We start from the raw sequence: 15,527 nt of genomic DNA, 5'->3' as shown, positions 1-15,527 counted from the left end.
TCGAACTCACCAAAGGACTATAACAATGGCTCTCAGTAAAGAAGTGCCGGAGTTTGACATCGACGATGAGGTTCTCCTGATGGAGAGCAGCATCGATACGGATTCGATGTCGAATGATGAAGGGGCGGCTCCACCTTCCGTTCGTGCCAAATCCAAACACTCCGCATCGTTGAAACAACACAAGTACATTGACTACACGCGGGCACTTGATGCCACGCAGCTGTATCTCAATGAAATTGGTTTCTCTCCCCTGCTATCACCCGAAGAAGAAGTTCATTTTGCGCGCCTGTCGCAAAGTGGCGATCCGGCCGGGCGCAAACGCATGATTGAAAGTAACCTGCGGCTGGTGGTGAAAATCGCCCGACGCTATGTCAATCGTGGGCTGTCGCTGCTGGACCTGATCGAAGAGGGCAACCTCGGCTTGATCCGGGCGGTGGAGAAGTTCGATCCGGAACGCGGTTTCCGCTTCTCGACCTACGCGACCTGGTGGATTCGCCAGACCATCGAACGTGCAATCATGAATCAGACCCGGACCATCCGGCTGCCGATCCATGTGGTCAAAGAGCTGAATGTGTACCTGCGGGCTGCGCGGGAGCTGACGCAAAAACTCGACCATGAACCCTCACCCGAAGAAATCGCCAACCTGCTGGAAAAACCGGTGGGAGAGGTCAAGCGTATGCTCGGCCTTAACGAACGGGTTTCTTCGGTCGACGTCTCGCTGGGTCCGGATTCGGATAAAACCCTGCTCGATACCCTGACTGACGACCGTCCAACCGATCCATGCGAACTGTTGCAGGACGACGACCTGTCCCAGAGCATCGATCAATGGCTCTCGGAACTGACCGACAAGCAGCGCGAAGTGGTTGTACGCCGCTTCGGCCTGCGCGGTCATGAAAGCAGCACCCTTGAGGACGTAGGCCTGGAAATCGGCCTGACCCGGGAACGAGTCAGGCAGATTCAGGTGGAAGGCTTGAAGCGGCTGCGCGAGATCCTGGAAAAAAATGGTCTGTCGAGCGAGTCGCTGTTCCAATAAGGCGCTCACTGCGATGGCATGAAAAACCCCGACTGGATCGGGGTTTTTTATTGTCTGGCCAGGAGACCGAATCCCCTCGGGATTTTGGTTTCGTGCTGTAAGCCTTGGCTTACTCTTGCGTAAGTGTTCGTTATTTTTACACTCTGGCAGTCGTCCATGCAGAACGCTGATTGCCTATATCTTTTTGATTTATATAACTATTTTTTATTATTAATGACGTGTGACAGCTGGATTTCGCGCCAAAGGGCGATTGATCCAGGCGGGGAAAGGTCTAGTATTCAGGTTGTGTCGATGGACAGACACGTCCTTCAAGGATGAGGGAAATGGATATCGCAGGACGCGATTCATCAGGACGATGAAAAGGAACACAGGGAATAGGGAAAAAATGTGGGCGGGTCAAACCGCCCCTTTTTTTGCCTGCAGAAAAGCAAAAAGGCCCTTGTGGGGCCTTTTTCGGAAACGCGGGGGTAATCAGCGTTCGAGGTGTTCGATCTTGTCTTTCTTGCCATCCCACTCGGCAGAATCTGGCAGCGGATCCTTGCGTTCGGTGATGTTCGGCCAGATATCGGCCAACTCTGCGTTCAGCTCGATGAAGTTCTCCATGCCGGCCGGAACCTCATCTTCGGAGAAGATAGCCACGGCAGGGCATTCAGGTTCGCACAGCGCGCAATCGATGCACTCATCCGGGTGAATCACCAGGAAATTCGGGCCTTCGTAAAAGCAGTCCACCGGACAGACTTCTACGCAGTCGGTGTACTTGCACTTGATGCAGTTGTCGGTGACGACGAAGGTCATTTCTAATTTTCTCCTCAGGCGCGGCTTGCTGCGCCCCTTCTCGTAGGGGTCGCCAGGTTCGGGAGCGATAGTCTGCTGGCCAGGCTATTAGCCAGCAGCATCCCAAACCGCGCGAGATTCTAACAGCTTGCAAGCCGCTGCGTTAGATCCGTGTCTTTAGTGTATAGAGCATTTCGAGAGCACGACGTGGCGTCATGTTGTCCAGGTCGAGCTTGGCCAGGTCATCCAGCACTGGATGCGGCAGGCTGGCAAACAGGTCGCTTTGCTGCGGTGCGGCCGGTTTGCCTTTGGCAGGTGCCGGTGTTTCATGGGGCAGGGCGGTGTCTTCCAGGCGGCTCAAATGCTCGCGAGCACGGGTGATGACCTCGCTCGGTACGCCTGCCAGCTGCGCAACGGCCAGGCCATAACTCTGACTGGCCGGCCCGGGCAGCACGTGGTGCAGGAACACGATGCGTTCGTTGTGCTCGGTGGCATTGAGGTGCACGTTGGCCACCAGCGGCTGGGCTTCCGGCAGGACGGTCAGTTCAAAGTAGTGGGTGGCGAACAGCGTGTAGGCACGCAGATGCGCCAGGCGCTCGGCTGCCGCCCATGCCAGGGACAGACCGTCGAAGGTGCTGGTGCCGCGCCCGACTTCGTCCATCAGCACCAGGCTGCGCTCGGTGGCGTTGTGCAGGATGTTCGCGGTTTCGCTCATTTCCACCATGAAGGTCGAACGCCCGCCGGCCAGGTCATCGCTGGAGCCGATCCGGGTGAAGATGCGGTCGACCAGCGACAGTTCGCAACTGGCTGCCGGCACGAAGCTGCCGATGTGCGCCAGGAGCACGATCAAGGCGGTCTGACGCATGTAGGTGGATTTACCGCCCATGTTCGGACCGGTGATCACCAGCATGCGGGTGTTGTCGTCCAGGCTCAGGTCGTTGGCCACGAACGGCGTGGTCAGCACTTGCTCGACCACCGGGTGACGACCCTGGCTGATGCGCATGCACGGTTCACTGACGAAGCGCGGGCAGTTCAGGTCGAGGTTCAGTGCACGTTCGGCCAGGTTGCTCAAAACGTCCAGTTCGGCCAGGGCGCCGGCGGTGTCCTGCAGTGGTGGCAACTGGGCGATCAGGTCTTCGAGCAGCGCTTCGTACAGCATCTTCTCGCGGGCCAGGGCGCGGCTCTTGGCTGACAGTGCCTTGTCTTCGAACGCCTTGAGTTCCGGCGTAATGAAACGCTCGGCGCCTTTGAGCGTCTGGCGGCGAATATAGTCGGCCGGTGCCGATTCCGCCTGCTTGCTTGGCAGCTCGATGAAGTAACCGTGGATGCGGTTGTAACCGACCTTCAGGTGCGACAGGCCGGTGCGGGCCTTTTCCCGTGCCTCGAGGTCGATCAGGAATTGCCCGGCGTTTTCGCTCAGCGACTGCAGTTCGTCGAGTTCGCTGTCGTAGCCGGTTTTCAGCACGCCGCCGTCACGAATGACTGCGGGCGGGTTGTCGATGATGGCTTTTTCCAGGAGTGCCGCCAGTTCCGGGTAGGTGCTGGTGATGGTGGCGAGTTGCTGGAGGTGCGGAGCTTCGAGCTCCGTCATTGCCACTTGTAGTTCGGGCAGTGCGCCGAGGGCGTCACGCAAACGGGCGAGGTCGCGGGGGCGGGCATTGCGCAGGCCGATCCGCGCAAGAATCCGCTCGATGTCACCGATTTCCTTGAGCTGCGGTTGCAGCCTTTCGAAGCGGTAACCGTCGAGCAGGCAGGTGATCGAAGTCTGACGCGCCAGCAGCACCGTCAAATCGCGTAACGGGCGATTCAGCCAGCGGGTCAGCAGGCGGCTGCCCATGGCGGTCTGGCAGCGGTCCACCACCGATTGCAGGGTGTTGTCGCGGCCGCCGGCCAGGTTGGTGTCGAGCTCCAGGTTACGACGGCTGGCGCCATCGAGCACCACGGTGTCGTCCAGGCGCTCATGACGCAGGCTGCGCAAATGAGGCAGGGCGGTGCGCTGGGTTTCTTTGGCGTAGGCCAGCAGGCAACCGGCGGCGCCGATGGCCAGGGTCAGGTTTTCGCAGCCAAAGCCTTTGAGATCCTGGGTCGAGAATTGCTGGCAAAGGCTTTTGAGCGCCGAATCGCGCTCGAAATCCCACGGCGCACGGCGACGCACACCACGGCGTTTTTCCGCCGGCAAATCCTTGGGCCAGTCATCCGGAATCAGCAGTTCCACCGGGTTGACCCGCTCCAGTTCCGCCAGCAGATTTTCCCAACCCTTGATTTCCAGCACGCTGAAGTTGCCACTGGTGATGTCCAGCACCGCCAGGCCGAAAAGGCGCTCATCACCCAGGACGGCGGCGATCAGGTTGTCCCGACGCTCGTCGAGCAGCGCCTCGTCACTCACCGTCCCCGGCGTGATGATGCGCACCACCTGCCGCTCCACCGGCCCTTTGCTGGTGGCCGGGTCGCCAACCTGCTCGCAGATCACCACCGATTCGCCAAGCTTCACCAGTTTTGCCAGGTAACCCTCGGCGGCGTGGTAAGGAATCCCGCACATCGGAATCGCCTGCCCGGCCGACTGCCCACGGGCGGTCAGGGTGATATCCAGCAACTTGGCGGCCTTCTTCGCGTCTTCATAGAAGATCTCGTAGAAGTCGCCCATGCGGTAGAACATCAGCTGGTCCGGGTGCTGGTTTTTCAGGCGCCAGTACTGCTGCATCATCGGGGTGTGGGAGGACAGGTCGGAGACGGCTTTATTCATCGGATTGTCAGGAAGCTCGTTGAAAGAGGTGGGGCAAAAGCAGGGCAACGGCCGGGCTTTTCCGCGATGGGCGCAAGGTTACCATGGGCGGTCTACCCGACGCAGGCATCGCGGTCGGGTGACAGCTTTCAGCATTTGAAATCTGGATATGCATGGGTTATGCAAATCGGCATTGTCTTCTTCGAGAAGAGCAAGCACTATGCGCGTTATGCAAAAACGCAACGTATCTACCGTATTAAGAGCATTGCTCGATCAGCACGGGATCTCCCCCACGGAGCTTCACCGTCGAACCGGCGTGCCTCAATCCACGCTCTCGCGCATTCTCAGCGGGAAAATCGTCGATCCTTCGGATAGGCACATTTCGAAAATTGCCGACTATTTTTCCGTGAGCACCGACCAGTTGCGTGGCCGCGCGGACGTCGCGTCTGCTGCAAATGCCGGGCGCGCTCCAGTGCATTCGGAACTCAAGGATATAAGTCTGTGGGACGACGATACCCCTGTCGATGACGACGAGGTGTCGGTTCCCTTTCTTCGCGAGGTTGAATTGGCCGCGGGATCAGGAAGATTCGTCATCGAAGAAAGCGAGCGCTCTAGCCTGCGCTTCGGCAAACGAAGCCTGCGCCATAACGGCGTGCAGTTCGACCAGGCCAAATGCGTGACAGTGCGGGGCAACAGCATGTTGCCGGTACTGCGCGACGGCGCTACGGTCGGGGTCAATGCCGGCAAGTGCGGTATTGGCGATATCGTTGACGGCGACCTTTATGCAATCAATCACAACGGCCAATTGCGGGTGAAGCAGCTGTATCGCCTGCCGACCGGGATTCGCCTGCGCAGCTTTAACCGAGACGAGCATCCGGACGAAGATTACACCTTTCAGGAAATCCAGGAGGAGCCGATTGTTATCCTCGGTCATGTCTTCTGGTGGGGCATGTACGCTCGCTAACACCCGTCCGTTCAGATAGAACCCGCTTCCCGAGCGGGTTTTTTTCGCGCGCTGAAAGCATTGGATATTCTTTGTGTATGCGTTCGTGCATTGACTGAGTATGCGTTAGTGCATAGTCTTGTTGCCTATCTATTCAAGAACGCGGTGTGACCGTTCACTCAAGGAGGCATGAAATGACCGCTGAGCAATATGCGTTGCTGGACATGCCTCTGTGGCTGGTCATCAGCCTGCCAGTACTCGGTGGCGTTACCGGTGAAATGTGGCGTGCCGATAAAGAGGGCGTTCGTGGCTGGCCCCTTGTCCGGCGCCTGAGCCTGCGGTCTGGCTCCAGCATGATCTGCGGCACCTCGGTCATCATGCTGCTGCACGCCGCCAATGTTTCCATTTGGGCTGCTTGTGCGGGTGGTTGTTTAGCGGCGATGGCCGGGACAGAAGTAGTTCTAGGGTTGTATGAGCGTTGGGTGGCCAAACGTATGGGGGGCGGTCATGCCCCGTCCGGTGACGTCGAAGATTGATTCCCCGACAGGCCTTTTCCAGAGCCTCTGGTTCTTTACATTTTGATCGGTCCCGTCGCTTGCAAGTGCGGTCTGCTCGTGTACGGTTAACCTCATCCCGCCCGATCAGGAGATGACCGTGAACGAAATCACCCAGCTCGCCGCCGAACTCGGCAGACGCCTGCAGGTTCTCAATGCCCACGTCACCACGGCGGAGTCCTGCACCGGCGGTGGCATCGCCGAGGCAATCACCCGTATCCCCGGGAGTTCGGCCTGGTTCGAGGCCGGTTATGTCACCTACTCCAACCGGCAGAAAACCCTGCAACTGGATGTCCCGGTGGAGTTGTTCACCACCGTGGGCGCGGTCAGCCGCGAGGTGGCCGAGGCCATGGTCCGGGGGGCACAGAAGAAAAATAGCGCGTATTTCTCCGTGGCGGTCAGTGGTATCGCCGGTCCGGATGGTGGAACGGCGAACAAGCCGGTTGGCACGGTGTGGCTGGCCTGGGGCGTTGGAGACCAGGTGTTCTGTGAGAGGCAGCACTTCCCGGGTAATCGCGACGACGTCCGCCGACAAACGGTGAAGGCCGCGCTAGAGGGGCTGCTGCGGTATGCCGCGGCAGAAATCTCAAATCGGGGGTAGGCGATCCGCAAACGCTGTGGAATAATACTGGCTACTTATACAGGTGTTGGCCGTCAGGCCTTATTGATTACGTGAGGACTTTAATGGACGACAACAAGAAGAAAGCCTTGGCTGCGGCCCTGGGTCAGATCGAACGTCAATTCGGCAAGGGTGCCGTAATGCGTATGGGCGATCAGGACCGTCAGGCGATCCCGGCCATCTCCACTGGCTCTCTGGGTCTGGACATCGCTCTCGGCATCGGCGGCCTGCCAAAAGGCCGTATTGTTGAAATCTACGGTCCTGAATCTTCCGGTAAAACCACGCTGACCTTGTCCGTGATCGCCCAGGCTCAAAAAGCCGGCGCGACCTGCGCATTCGTCGACGCCGAGCACGCCCTCGACCCTGAGTACGCCGGCAAGCTGGGCGTCAACGTCGACGACCTGCTGGTTTCCCAGCCGGACACCGGCGAACAGGCCCTGGAAATCACCGACATGCTGGTGCGTTCCAACGCAGTTGACGTGATCATCGTCGACTCCGTGGCCGCCCTGGTGCCAAAGGCTGAAATCGAAGGCGAAATGGGTGACATGCACGTGGGCCTGCAAGCCCGTCTGATGTCCCAGGCGCTGCGTAAAATCACCGGTAACATCAAGAACGCCAACTGCCTGGTGATCTTCATCAACCAGATCCGTATGAAAATCGGCGTGATGTTCGGTAGCCCGGAAACCACCACCGGTGGTAACGCACTGAAGTTCTACGCATCGGTTCGTCTGGACATCCGTCGTACCGGCGCGGTGAAAGAAGGTGATGAGGTCGTCGGTAGCGAAACCCGCGTCAAGGTTGTGAAGAACAAGGTAGCTTCGCCGTTCCGCCAGGCCGAGTTCCAGATTCTTTACGGCAAGGGCATCTACCTCAACGGTGAGATGATCGACCTGGGTGTTCTGCACGGTTTCGTTGAGAAGTCCGGCGCCTGGTATGCCTATAACGGCACCAAGATCGGTCAGGGTAAAGCCAACTCGGCCAAGTTCCTGGCGGATAACCCGGAAATCGCTGCAACGCTGGAGAAGCAACTGCGTGACAAACTGTTGTCCCCGGCATCGGTAGCTGACGCCAAAGCTTCTGCGGTCAAAGAGACCGAAGTCGACCTGGCTGACGCTGATATCTGATCGAAGCGATGACCGCCGTACTCGATACACTCGTCGCGGTGCGGCGAACCGCAATGGACCTGCTCGCACGACGCGAACACGGTCGTGTCGAGCTGGCGCGTAAACTGCGTCAGCGCGGCGCCCTCCCCGAAATGATCGAAACAGCACTCGACCGGTTGACGGAAGAGGGGTTGTTGTCCGAAACCCGTTATCTCGAAAGTTTCGTTTCCTACCGCGCCCGTTCCGGTTATGGCCCTTTACGCATTCGTGAAGAGTTGAGCCAGCGCGGCCTGCAGCGCACCGATATTGAACTCGCCCTGCGTGAGAGCGGTATCGACTGGCAGGAGCAACTGGCCGACACCTGGCGGCGCAAGTTCTCCGGGCAATTGCCGGCGGACGTCCGGGAGCGAGCCAAACAAGGCAGGTTCCTGGCGTATCGGGGATACTCCATGGAAATGATCAACCGCCTGTTCAGCGGTCGAGGGATGGACGATTGAACTGAAACGGCCCGCTATTTCGATAGCGGGCCGTTTTTTATGCCTCAGGAAACCTTTGACGGCTCCCGCGTGCGTTGTTGTACCTGGGGTTTTGATTGTGCCCAGTTTTCCGGCAGGTTGATGTAGTCCACAAGTTCGCGCAGACGACCATGATTGCGAGCGTTGAAGTTGAAGACCAGCCGCGCCAGATGGCTGAACTCGGCTTCGTCATGTTCCTCACCACTGTAAGCGCGCTGATGGAAATGATCGCTCAGACACAGGTCGGCGAAAGCCTCCTGCATGTGTTCGAGTGCTTGGTCGCTGAGTGTGTGATTCATGCGAATCAGGAACTGATGCTTGAGCCAGCGACTGGAGTGGAAGTTACTGTAGAACTGGTTGATGTGCTCTACCGCTTCTTCGACGTTGTAGACCAGTTTCACCAGCTTCATGTCAGTGGGCAGGATGTAGTGGTTTTCCTCCAGTTGCTGGTGAATGAAGTCCAGTGCACCTTGCCAGAATTTGCCGCCCGGCGCGTCGAGCAGCACCACGGGCACCAATGGGCTCTTGCCGGTCTGGATCAGCGTCAGCACTTCCAGCGCCTCATCCAGCGTACCGAAGCCACCCGGGCACAGCACAAGGGCGTCGGCTTCCTTGACGAAGAACAGTTTGCGGGTGAAGAAGAAATGGAACGGCAGCAGATTGGTCGTGCCGTCGACAGTGGGGTTGGCATGCTGTTCGAAGGGCAGGGTGATGTTGAAACCCAGGCTGTGTGTCAGGCCGGCGCCCTCATGCGCGGCGGCCATGATGCCGCCACCGGCGCCAGTGATCACCATCATGTCCGAGCGCGCCAGCGCAGCACCGAGCTCCCGGGCCATGCTGAAGAGCGGATGTTCCATGGGGGTACGGGCCGAGCCAAAAACAGTGACCTTGCGCCGCCCCTTGAATTGTTCGAGTACGCGGAAAGCCTGTTCCAGTTCGCGCAGGGCTTGCAGGGTGATTTTGGCATTCCAGCGGTTGTGGTCTTCCTGGGCCATGCGCAGCACGGTCAGGATCATATCGCGGTAGATCGGGGTGTTCGGGCTGTTGGGTGAAATCAGCTTGAGCTGTTCTTCGACCTTGCTGATGAGGTCATGGCCGCTTTCTTCAAAATGACGGCTCAGGAGGTCATTCGGTTGGTAAGGCATTCAACTTCTCCTTCTGCACAGAACCCTCGGCCCGACAACGTACGTCGGTGCCACGACACTTCATGTGTCGCTGTCTGCCCAGGCCCATGCCTGGGCGATCTACTTGACCCGAAAGACATCGGATCATCCAAACAGGCTCTGTTTTCCCTTGGATGAAAGAAACGTTCGCACAACACGACAAGCGACGGCCAGCCCCTTTCCAGCCCTGAAAAAGTGAACGTGGATACCCTGAAATCTAGACCTTCACAGTGAATTGCGCTGTCTTGATCATTGCGCCACAAAGTCTTTCCTGGCAACCGCTTATTGACGATTTGCAAGGTGCTTTCACCGCTCGTCTGAACGTACGTCGCATGTGCGGCACTCTGATTTACTAAGTTACAGGTGTCACACGACAACTTTGCGTCAACGGCAGGGCGCACGGTACAAGCGGATTAAGGATTTATCGCTCAAACATGAGTGAAGTGCAGGGAGGCGGGAAACCATGGCCAGAGTCGTTCTGGAGATCGATACGCAACTGTATCGATTGCTGAAGTCATCAGCCGAGACCCATCATTTGAGTCTCGAAGAGGAGTGCTGCCGACGTTTGCGCGGTGGCGAACGCCGTTCACATTACTTGCAGGCGCTGCTGGCGGAATTGCGCGCCGAAGATGAACAACGACGCGCCAATTCCCGATGATTACTTTTTCTTCTTGGCCGGTTGCAGGCAATCCGATTCCTGGAAGCTTGCGGAGCCGACCGGGCGGTTGGTCTTCACCTCGGTGAAGTCGTAACGCATGATTGCGCCCTTGGCCATCAGCTTGCGAAACCCTTCGTTTCGGCAGACAGAAGCTCCCAACTGGAAGTACACGGCTTTCGGGTCTGCACGCATCTTGTCGGCGTGGCTGCTCTGCACGCTCAGATGGTTGATCAACTGTTTGCCTTCAACGGTGTAGCCTTGATCGAGGATGTCTTCGTTGATCGCTCGTGGAGTGCCGACGCTGCTCTGGGTGGCGACGTTTTGCAGCATTTTGTTCAGTTCCGTGTCTTTCAAGGACGCAGCCTGGGCGTTGAAGGACGACGCCAGCAAAATGGCCGCGGTAGGAACGATAAGGCGCAGCATGAAACTCTCCTGGTTCAGTGATGGGGGTTGGACCCGTCACGTGACTGTGCGTTCAGTGGCGGCGAATTATAGGGGAGGCGGGCTGGACGGTACAGGCTTGCGCCGGGCGCTCTGGTAAACTGCTGGCACTTTTTACCCTGTCGAGTGTTTTTCGTGTCGATTTCCCTTCTCTGTGGGCGTTGCCCATTATGAGTCATACCCCCGCGCGCTTTGCCTTGAATGCCGTAGCCCGCTTGCGCGATCAGCGCGAGGAGGAAGGCATCAAGCCGATTCAGGCCCGCGGCTGGCGCGCGCCGCGCTGCCGTGACTGCCGGGTGATCGAGAGCCACTGCCTGTGTGCTTGGCGTCCGCAGGTCGCTACCCGCTCCGGCGTGTGCCTGATCATGACCAACAAGGAAGTGTTCAAGCCGAGCAACACCGGTTGGCTGATCGCCGACGTGGTGCCTGACAACCATGCCTTCATCTGGTCCCGTACCGAGATCGATCCGAAGTTGCTGGCACTGTTGTCCGACCCGCAATGGCAGCCTTACCTGGTGTTTCCGGGTGAGTACGTCGAGCCCGAGCGCGTGACAAACAGCGTGGACGTCGATGGCACGAAGCGCCCGTTGTTCATTCTGTTGGATGCGACCTGGACTGAAGCGCGGAAGATCTTTCGCAAGAGCCCCTATTTCGACCGATTGCCGATCCTCAGTCTGCTGCCGGAGAAACTCTCCCGCTACCGGTTGCGCCGCTCGACCCGCAGCGAACATCTGTGCACGGCGGAAGTGGCGGCGCTGTGCCTCGACCTTGCAGGCGATGTTGCCGCAGCATCGGCGCTGGATGCCTACTTTGATGTGTTCAGCCAGCATTACCTCGACGCCAAACACCAGTTGGACATGAACGTTTCGACCCCGGCGCACGCCGAGTTGATGCCCTATGTCCGGTCGGTCACCCCATTGATGGACTGATTGTCGCGCATACTGCAATAAAGTGTACTGGCCATGCTGCTTGACCACCCCGGCTTCGCTGGGCATGCTTGGCGCCGATTAGGGTGCGGCCGAAATTTGCAACGCGGTTTCTTGCGTTGAGCGTGCCTTGTCAGTGCAGCTCCGTGGCTGTGTCTTGACTTGCTTTGGCGAGGTCCGAATGCATCGGGCGTCCCATGAAAAACAGGATCATTTGAAAAATGGCCACATACGAAATCCTGATTGCCGATGACCACCCACTTTTTCGTAGTGCCTTGCATCAAGCGCTGACCCTGGGCCTTGGCCCGAATGTCCGTCTGGTGGAAGTGGCGAGCATCGCCGAACTGGAAGTGCGTCTGACGGAAAAATCCGATTGGGATCTGGTACTGCTGGACCTGAACATGCCGGGGGCCTACGGTTTTTCCGGGCTGGTCCTGCTGCGCGGCCAGTACCCGCAGATTCCAGTGGTCATGGTCTCGGCCCAGGAAGAGCCGACCATCATGGTCAAGTCTCGTGAATTCGGCGCCAGTGGCTTCATTCCCAAATCCAGCGACTTGAGTGTGATCCAGAAAGCCGTGCGTGCGGTACTCGATGGCGACGTGTTCTGGCCGCCACAAGCGTTCGAAGCGGTCAGCGTCTCGGATGAGGCCAAGGCGGCCAGCGAAGGCCTTGCCAGTCTGACGCCGCAACAATTTCGCGTGCTGACCATGGTCTGCGAAGGCTTGCTGAACAAGCAGATCGCCTACGAGCTGAGTGTTTCCGAGGCGACTATCAAGGCGCACGTGACCGCGATTTTCCGTAAACTGAATGTGCGGACCCGGACCCAGGCCGCGCTGCTCTTGCAACAACTTGAGTCAATTTCCAGCCATTAAAGGGCTGGCGGCTTCACGCTTTTTTGACTTTGATTGAACTAGCTTTCCCACTTCTTTTTTGTCAGTTGCCCACTCTATGTCACCTTTCAAAGGCCAGACCGGCCTGAAACGAATCCTCAATGCCTCCGGTTATTCGCTGGACGGCCTGCGCGCAGCCTTCACCGGTGAAGCCGCCTTTCGGCAACTGGTATTGCTCAACGTCATCCTGATTCCTTTGTCGTTCTTCCTGAATGTCAGCCGGGTCGAACAGGCGTTGTTGATCGCGGTATGCCTGTTGGCGTTGATCGTCGAGTTGCTCAACTCGGCAGTGGAAGCGGCCATCGACCGCATTTCCCTTGAGCGGCACCCGCTGTCCAAGAATGCCAAGGACATGGGCAGTGCCGCCCAGGCCGTGGCATTGAGCATGATTGCCCTGGTGTGGGCGGTGATTCTGCTCTAGGCGATCGTCGGCAGCACGATCTCGTCGCTGCGCTGGACCCCGGCGGTGAAGGCGCGGCACAGATCGAGGAACTCGCGCATCGCCGAGGTCTGATATTTCTGTTTATGCCAGATGAAATAAAACTGTCGCGCCAGATCCAGATCCGGCGTCTCGACAGGCACCAGGCTGCCGCGGCGGAATGCGTCGCGCAAAGCCAGCCTGGAAATGCAGCCAATCCCCAAACCTGATTCCACTGCGCGTTTGATCGCTTCGGTGTGTTCAAGCTCGAGGCGGATGTTTAACGAAGTGCGGTGATGGCGCATGGCTTGATCGAAGGTCAACCGCGTGCCTGAGCCCTGTTCGCGCAAGATCCAGGCTTCGTGGCTCAACTCATCCATGGTGGCCGTGCCGCGCTTGGCCAACGGATGCTGGGGGGCGCAAAACACCACCAGTTCGTCCTCGACCCAGCTTTGCACTTCGATGTCCGGGTGACTGCAGTCGCCTTCGATTAGACCCAGATCAATTTCATAGTGGGCCACTTGCTGCACGATATTGGCAGTGTTCTGCACATGTAGCTTCACCTGGCTTTCCGGGTGGCGCTGCATGAAGCTGCCGATCAACAACGTGGCCAGGTAATTGCCGATGGTCAGGGTCGCGCCCACGGCCAGCGAGCCGAAACCGGACTTGCCGTTGAGCAGGTCTTCGATTTCCTTGGCCTGGTCCAGCAGCGCCACCGCTTGCGGCAACAGTTGTTTACCGAGGGCGTTCAGGCTCAACCGTTTGCCGGCACGGTCGAACAACTGGCAGCTGCACTGGCGCTCCAGTTCGGTGATCGAGGTGCTCGCCGCCGATTGCGAGAGGTTGAGCAGGCCCGCAGCACGGGATACGCTTTCCTGCTGGGCGACGGCGACGAATACTTGAAGTTGACGGAGAGTAAATCGCATATCGATATAACCGATAACCCTTATCTTAATAATCCATTTAACAGATATTGTCTCTGCCTTTAGAATGCGATGCAATTGCGCATATCACTGGCGCAGGCAAAATCTCCAGGAGTCCCACGTACATGAGCAACATGAACCACGAGCGTGTCCTCAGTGTTCATCACTGGAACGACACTCTGTTCAGCTTCAAGTGCACCCGTGATCCGGGCCTGCGCTTCGAGAACGGTCAGTTCGTGATGATCGGCCTGCAACAGCCCAACGGCCGCCCGCTTATGCGCGCTTACTCGATTGCCAGCCCGAACTGGGAAGAGCATCTCGAGTTCTTCAGCATCAAGGTGCCTGATGGTCCGCTGACTTCGCAGTTGCAGCATCTGAAGGAAGGCGACGAGATCATCATCAGCAAGAAGCCTACCGGCACGCTGGTACTGGATGACTTGAAGCCTGGCAAACATTTGTACCTGCTCAGCACCGGTACCGGTCTGGCGCCGTTCATGAGCGTCATCCAGGACCCGGAAACCTACGAGCGTTTCGAAAAAGTGATCCTGTGCCACGGCGTGCGTTACGTCAACGAAGTCGCTTACCGCGAGTTCATCACCGAGCACCTGCCGCAGAACGAGTTCTTCGGCGACGCGCTGCGTGACAAGTTGATCTACTACCCGACCGTGACCCGTGAGCCGTTCGAGAACGAAGGTCGCCTGACCGACCTGATGCGCAGCGGCAAGCTGTTCAGCGACATCGGTCTGCCACCGATCAACCCGCAGGACGACCGCGCCATGCTGTGCGGCAGCCCGAGCATGCTCGACGAGACCAGCGAAGTGCTGAACAGCTTCGGCCTGAAGGTTTCGCCGCGGATGCGCGAACCGGGTGATTACCTGATCGAGCGTGCATTCGTCGAGAAGTGACCGCAGGTCACGTGTAGGAGCGAGCTTGCTCGCGATGGTCGTCAACGATAACGCGTGTTTACCGGTTAAACGCGGTGTATTCGAGTTCATCGCTGGCAAGCCAGCTCCTACAGTTGCTGCGTAGCACAAAGAAAGCCCGCGTGACCTGAGAAGGTGACGCGGGCTTTCTTGTTTCCGGGGTTCAGGTTTTCGCGGGAATGACTTCCAGCACGCGGATCAGCTCCGGTGTCGGATAGTGCCAACGCACATCGACATCCCAGAATTGCGCGCCGTACTCCCGCTCGGGTGCAGGCGTTTGATAGGCCGGGCGCGGATCTTGCGCCAGGCATTGCTCGATCAACTCGACCAAAGGCTCTGCAAGGCGCTGGGCATGCTCGTGAGCCTGTTGCAGCGCTATGTCCACCCACTGCACGGGGATCAGCTGCGGCGCGGCGCTGGCGATGCTGTTGACGGCGGTATCGATGATGTCGGCGTAGGGCACGTATGGTTTGATATCGAGAATCGGCGTGCCATCCAGCAGATCGATGCCCGAGATCCACAACCGGCCGGCTTCGACCTTGTCCAGTTTCACCACAGACTGCCCGATGCCATTGGGGCGGTGGGTGGCGCGGGTGGCGAACACACCCATGGATTTGTTGCCGCCGAGACGAGGAGGGCGGACCTTCAGGCGAGGCTTTTCCTCCAGGGCCTGGTGGAACAGGAACAGCAGCCACACGTGGCTGACCTGCTCCAGGCCCTGCACCGCATCCCCTTGATCGAACGGTGCCACCAGTTCCAGCACCCCACGGGCGGCCGGGGCCAGTTGCGGTTGGCGCGGAATGGCGAACTTCTCCTTGAAGCAGGAGCGCACGAAGCCGATGGGGGAAACGCTGTAGGTCATGGTTTGGGGTCGAGGCGGGAAGAGGGTGGGCATGATAACCCGACCAGCCCAAGTCAGGTG

At 58.5% G+C, this 15,527-nt stretch carries 17 protein-coding genes; 11 read left to right on the top strand and 6 right to left on the bottom strand.

Annotated elements, in window-relative coordinates; genetic code table 11:
* Positions 1-25 precede the first annotated feature (25 nt).
* Positions 26-1,033: an RNA polymerase sigma factor RpoS gene (gene rpoS, locus AC1DVE_RS08075; protein WP_007990225.1), complete on the top strand. Its 1,008-nt coding sequence runs from the start codon at positions 26-28 to the stop codon at positions 1,031-1,033.
* A 471-nt stretch (positions 1,034-1,504) separates the two neighbouring features.
* Here the strand turns inward: rpoS and fdxA are convergent, their stop codons facing one another.
* Together fdxA and mutS are read right to left on the bottom strand one after the other, a co-directional pair.
* Complete coding sequence (fdxA, locus tag AC1DVE_RS08070; protein WP_007990223.1) at positions 1,505-1,828, bottom strand: ferredoxin FdxA; 324 nt, start codon at positions 1,826-1,828, stop codon at positions 1,505-1,507.
* A 142-nt stretch (positions 1,829-1,970) separates the two neighbouring features.
* Entirely contained in the window at positions 1,971-4,550 is a 2,580-nt protein-coding gene (gene mutS / locus AC1DVE_RS08065; protein ID WP_223458872.1) for a DNA mismatch repair protein MutS, read from the bottom strand.
* A gap of 208 nt (positions 4,551-4,758) precedes the next feature.
* Here mutS and AC1DVE_RS08060 point away from each other — a divergent pair, with 208 nt between their 5' ends.
* From AC1DVE_RS08060 to recX, 5 genes are all read left to right on the top strand, one after another.
* The gene (locus AC1DVE_RS08060) at positions 4,759-5,493 is read left to right on the top strand and encodes an XRE family transcriptional regulator (RefSeq protein ID WP_150757397.1); all 735 of its coding nucleotides are present in this window, start codon (positions 4,759-4,761) and stop codon (positions 5,491-5,493) included.
* Between the two features lie 173 nt (positions 5,494-5,666).
* Positions 5,667-6,008: a phage holin family protein gene (locus AC1DVE_RS08055; protein WP_223458874.1), complete on the top strand. Its 342-nt coding sequence runs from the start codon at positions 5,667-5,669 to the stop codon at positions 6,006-6,008.
* A gap of 118 nt (positions 6,009-6,126) precedes the next feature.
* Positions 6,127-6,627 carry a CinA family protein gene (locus AC1DVE_RS08050; protein ID WP_223458875.1) on the top strand — a complete coding sequence of 167 codons (501 nt, stop codon included), beginning with the start codon at positions 6,127-6,129 and terminating at the stop codon, positions 6,625-6,627.
* An 83-nt stretch (positions 6,628-6,710) separates the two neighbouring features.
* The gene (gene recA, locus AC1DVE_RS08045) at positions 6,711-7,769 is read left to right on the top strand and encodes a recombinase RecA (protein ID WP_223458877.1); all 1,059 of its coding nucleotides are present in this window, start codon (positions 6,711-6,713) and stop codon (positions 7,767-7,769) included.
* 8 nt (positions 7,770-7,777) lie between these two features.
* Entirely contained in the window at positions 7,778-8,245 is a 468-nt protein-coding gene (gene recX / locus AC1DVE_RS08040) for a recombination regulator RecX (protein WP_223458880.1), read from the top strand.
* A 44-nt stretch (positions 8,246-8,289) separates the two neighbouring features.
* Here recX and AC1DVE_RS08035 read toward each other — a convergent pair whose 3' ends face one another.
* Entirely contained in the window at positions 8,290-9,408 is a 1,119-nt protein-coding gene (locus tag AC1DVE_RS08035; RefSeq protein WP_223458882.1) for an LOG family protein, read from the bottom strand.
* A 481-nt stretch (positions 9,409-9,889) separates the two neighbouring features.
* Here AC1DVE_RS08035 and AC1DVE_RS08030 point away from each other — a divergent pair, with 481 nt between their 5' ends.
* On the top strand, positions 9,890-10,084 hold the full coding sequence (locus tag AC1DVE_RS08030) for a hypothetical protein (RefSeq protein ID WP_057716151.1): 195 nt from the start codon (positions 9,890-9,892) through the stop codon (positions 10,082-10,084).
* Here AC1DVE_RS08030 and AC1DVE_RS08025 read toward each other — a convergent pair whose 3' ends face one another.
* Positions 10,085-10,507, bottom strand: a complete 423-nt coding sequence (locus tag AC1DVE_RS08025) for a quorum-sensing-regulated virulence factor family protein (RefSeq protein WP_007990204.1) — start codon at positions 10,505-10,507, stop codon at positions 10,085-10,087.
* Between the two features lie 188 nt (positions 10,508-10,695).
* Between AC1DVE_RS08025 and AC1DVE_RS08020 the strand changes: the two genes are divergently transcribed.
* The 3 genes from AC1DVE_RS08020 (at position 10,696) to AC1DVE_RS08010 (ending at position 12,762) form a co-directional block, all read left to right on the top strand.
* On the top strand, positions 10,696-11,454 hold the full coding sequence (locus AC1DVE_RS08020; protein WP_223442813.1) for a tRNA-uridine aminocarboxypropyltransferase: 759 nt from the start codon (positions 10,696-10,698) through the stop codon (positions 11,452-11,454).
* A 218-nt stretch (positions 11,455-11,672) separates the two neighbouring features.
* The gene (erdR, locus tag AC1DVE_RS08015) at positions 11,673-12,323 is read left to right on the top strand and encodes a response regulator transcription factor ErdR (protein ID WP_223458884.1); all 651 of its coding nucleotides are present in this window, start codon (positions 11,673-11,675) and stop codon (positions 12,321-12,323) included.
* A gap of 76 nt (positions 12,324-12,399) precedes the next feature.
* The gene (locus tag AC1DVE_RS08010; RefSeq protein WP_057716147.1) at positions 12,400-12,762 is read left to right on the top strand and encodes a diacylglycerol kinase; all 363 of its coding nucleotides are present in this window, start codon (positions 12,400-12,402) and stop codon (positions 12,760-12,762) included.
* Here the strand turns inward: AC1DVE_RS08010 and AC1DVE_RS08005 are convergent.
* Entirely contained in the window at positions 12,759-13,685 is a 927-nt protein-coding gene (locus AC1DVE_RS08005; protein WP_046041182.1) for a LysR family transcriptional regulator, read from the bottom strand. The genes AC1DVE_RS08010 and AC1DVE_RS08005 overlap by 4 nt on opposite strands.
* Before the next feature lie 122 nt (positions 13,686-13,807).
* Here AC1DVE_RS08005 and fpr point away from each other — a divergent pair, with 122 nt between their 5' ends.
* Complete coding sequence (fpr, locus tag AC1DVE_RS08000) at positions 13,808-14,587, top strand: ferredoxin-NADP reductase (protein WP_008054100.1); 780 nt, start codon at positions 13,808-13,810, stop codon at positions 14,585-14,587.
* Positions 14,588-14,768: 181 nt separating this feature from the next.
* Here the strand turns inward: fpr and tsaA are convergent, their stop codons facing one another.
* The gene (tsaA, locus tag AC1DVE_RS07995) at positions 14,769-15,467 is read right to left on the bottom strand and encodes a tRNA (N6-threonylcarbamoyladenosine(37)-N6)-methyltransferase TrmO (protein WP_223458886.1); all 699 of its coding nucleotides are present in this window, start codon (positions 15,465-15,467) and stop codon (positions 14,769-14,771) included.
* Positions 15,468-15,527 lie beyond the last annotated feature (60 nt).

The organism is Pseudomonas sp. P4_B4, assembly GCF_056402255.1.
The sequence above is the reverse complement of the archived record's forward strand: the minus strand, read 5'-3'. Positions and strand labels throughout refer to the sequence as shown.

Coding starts and splice junctions, on each gene's coding strand:
- rpoS (WP_007990225.1), top strand. CDS start 26: ATGGCTCTCAGTAAAGAAGTGCCGGAGTTTGACATCGACGATGAGGTT.
- fdxA (WP_007990223.1), bottom strand. CDS start 1,828: ATGACCTTCGTCGTCACCGACAACTGCATCAAGTGCAAGTACACCGAC.
- mutS (WP_223458872.1), bottom strand. CDS start 4,550: ATGAATAAAGCCGTCTCCGACCTGTCCTCCCACACCCCGATGATGCAG.
- AC1DVE_RS08060 (WP_150757397.1), top strand. CDS start 4,759: ATGCAAAAACGCAACGTATCTACCGTATTAAGAGCATTGCTCGATCAG.
- AC1DVE_RS08055 (WP_223458874.1), top strand. CDS start 5,667: ATGACCGCTGAGCAATATGCGTTGCTGGACATGCCTCTGTGGCTGGTC.
- recA (WP_223458877.1), top strand. CDS start 6,711: ATGGACGACAACAAGAAGAAAGCCTTGGCTGCGGCCCTGGGTCAGATC.
- recX (WP_223458880.1), top strand. CDS start 7,778: ATGACCGCCGTACTCGATACACTCGTCGCGGTGCGGCGAACCGCAATG.
- AC1DVE_RS08035 (WP_223458882.1), bottom strand. CDS start 9,408: ATGCCTTACCAACCGAATGACCTCCTGAGCCGTCATTTTGAAGAAAGC.
- AC1DVE_RS08030 (WP_057716151.1), top strand. CDS start 9,890: ATGGCCAGAGTCGTTCTGGAGATCGATACGCAACTGTATCGATTGCTG.
- AC1DVE_RS08025 (WP_007990204.1), bottom strand. CDS start 10,507: ATGCTGCGCCTTATCGTTCCTACCGCGGCCATTTTGCTGGCGTCGTCC.
- AC1DVE_RS08020 (WP_223442813.1), top strand. CDS start 10,696: ATGAGTCATACCCCCGCGCGCTTTGCCTTGAATGCCGTAGCCCGCTTG.
- erdR (WP_223458884.1), top strand. CDS start 11,673: ATGGCCACATACGAAATCCTGATTGCCGATGACCACCCACTTTTTCGT.
- AC1DVE_RS08010 (WP_057716147.1), top strand. CDS start 12,400: ATGTCACCTTTCAAAGGCCAGACCGGCCTGAAACGAATCCTCAATGCC.
- AC1DVE_RS08005 (WP_046041182.1), bottom strand. CDS start 13,685: ATGCGATTTACTCTCCGTCAACTTCAAGTATTCGTCGCCGTCGCCCAG.
- fpr (WP_008054100.1), top strand. CDS start 13,808: ATGAGCAACATGAACCACGAGCGTGTCCTCAGTGTTCATCACTGGAAC.
- tsaA (WP_223458886.1), bottom strand. CDS start 15,467: ATGACCTACAGCGTTTCCCCCATCGGCTTCGTGCGCTCCTGCTTCAAG.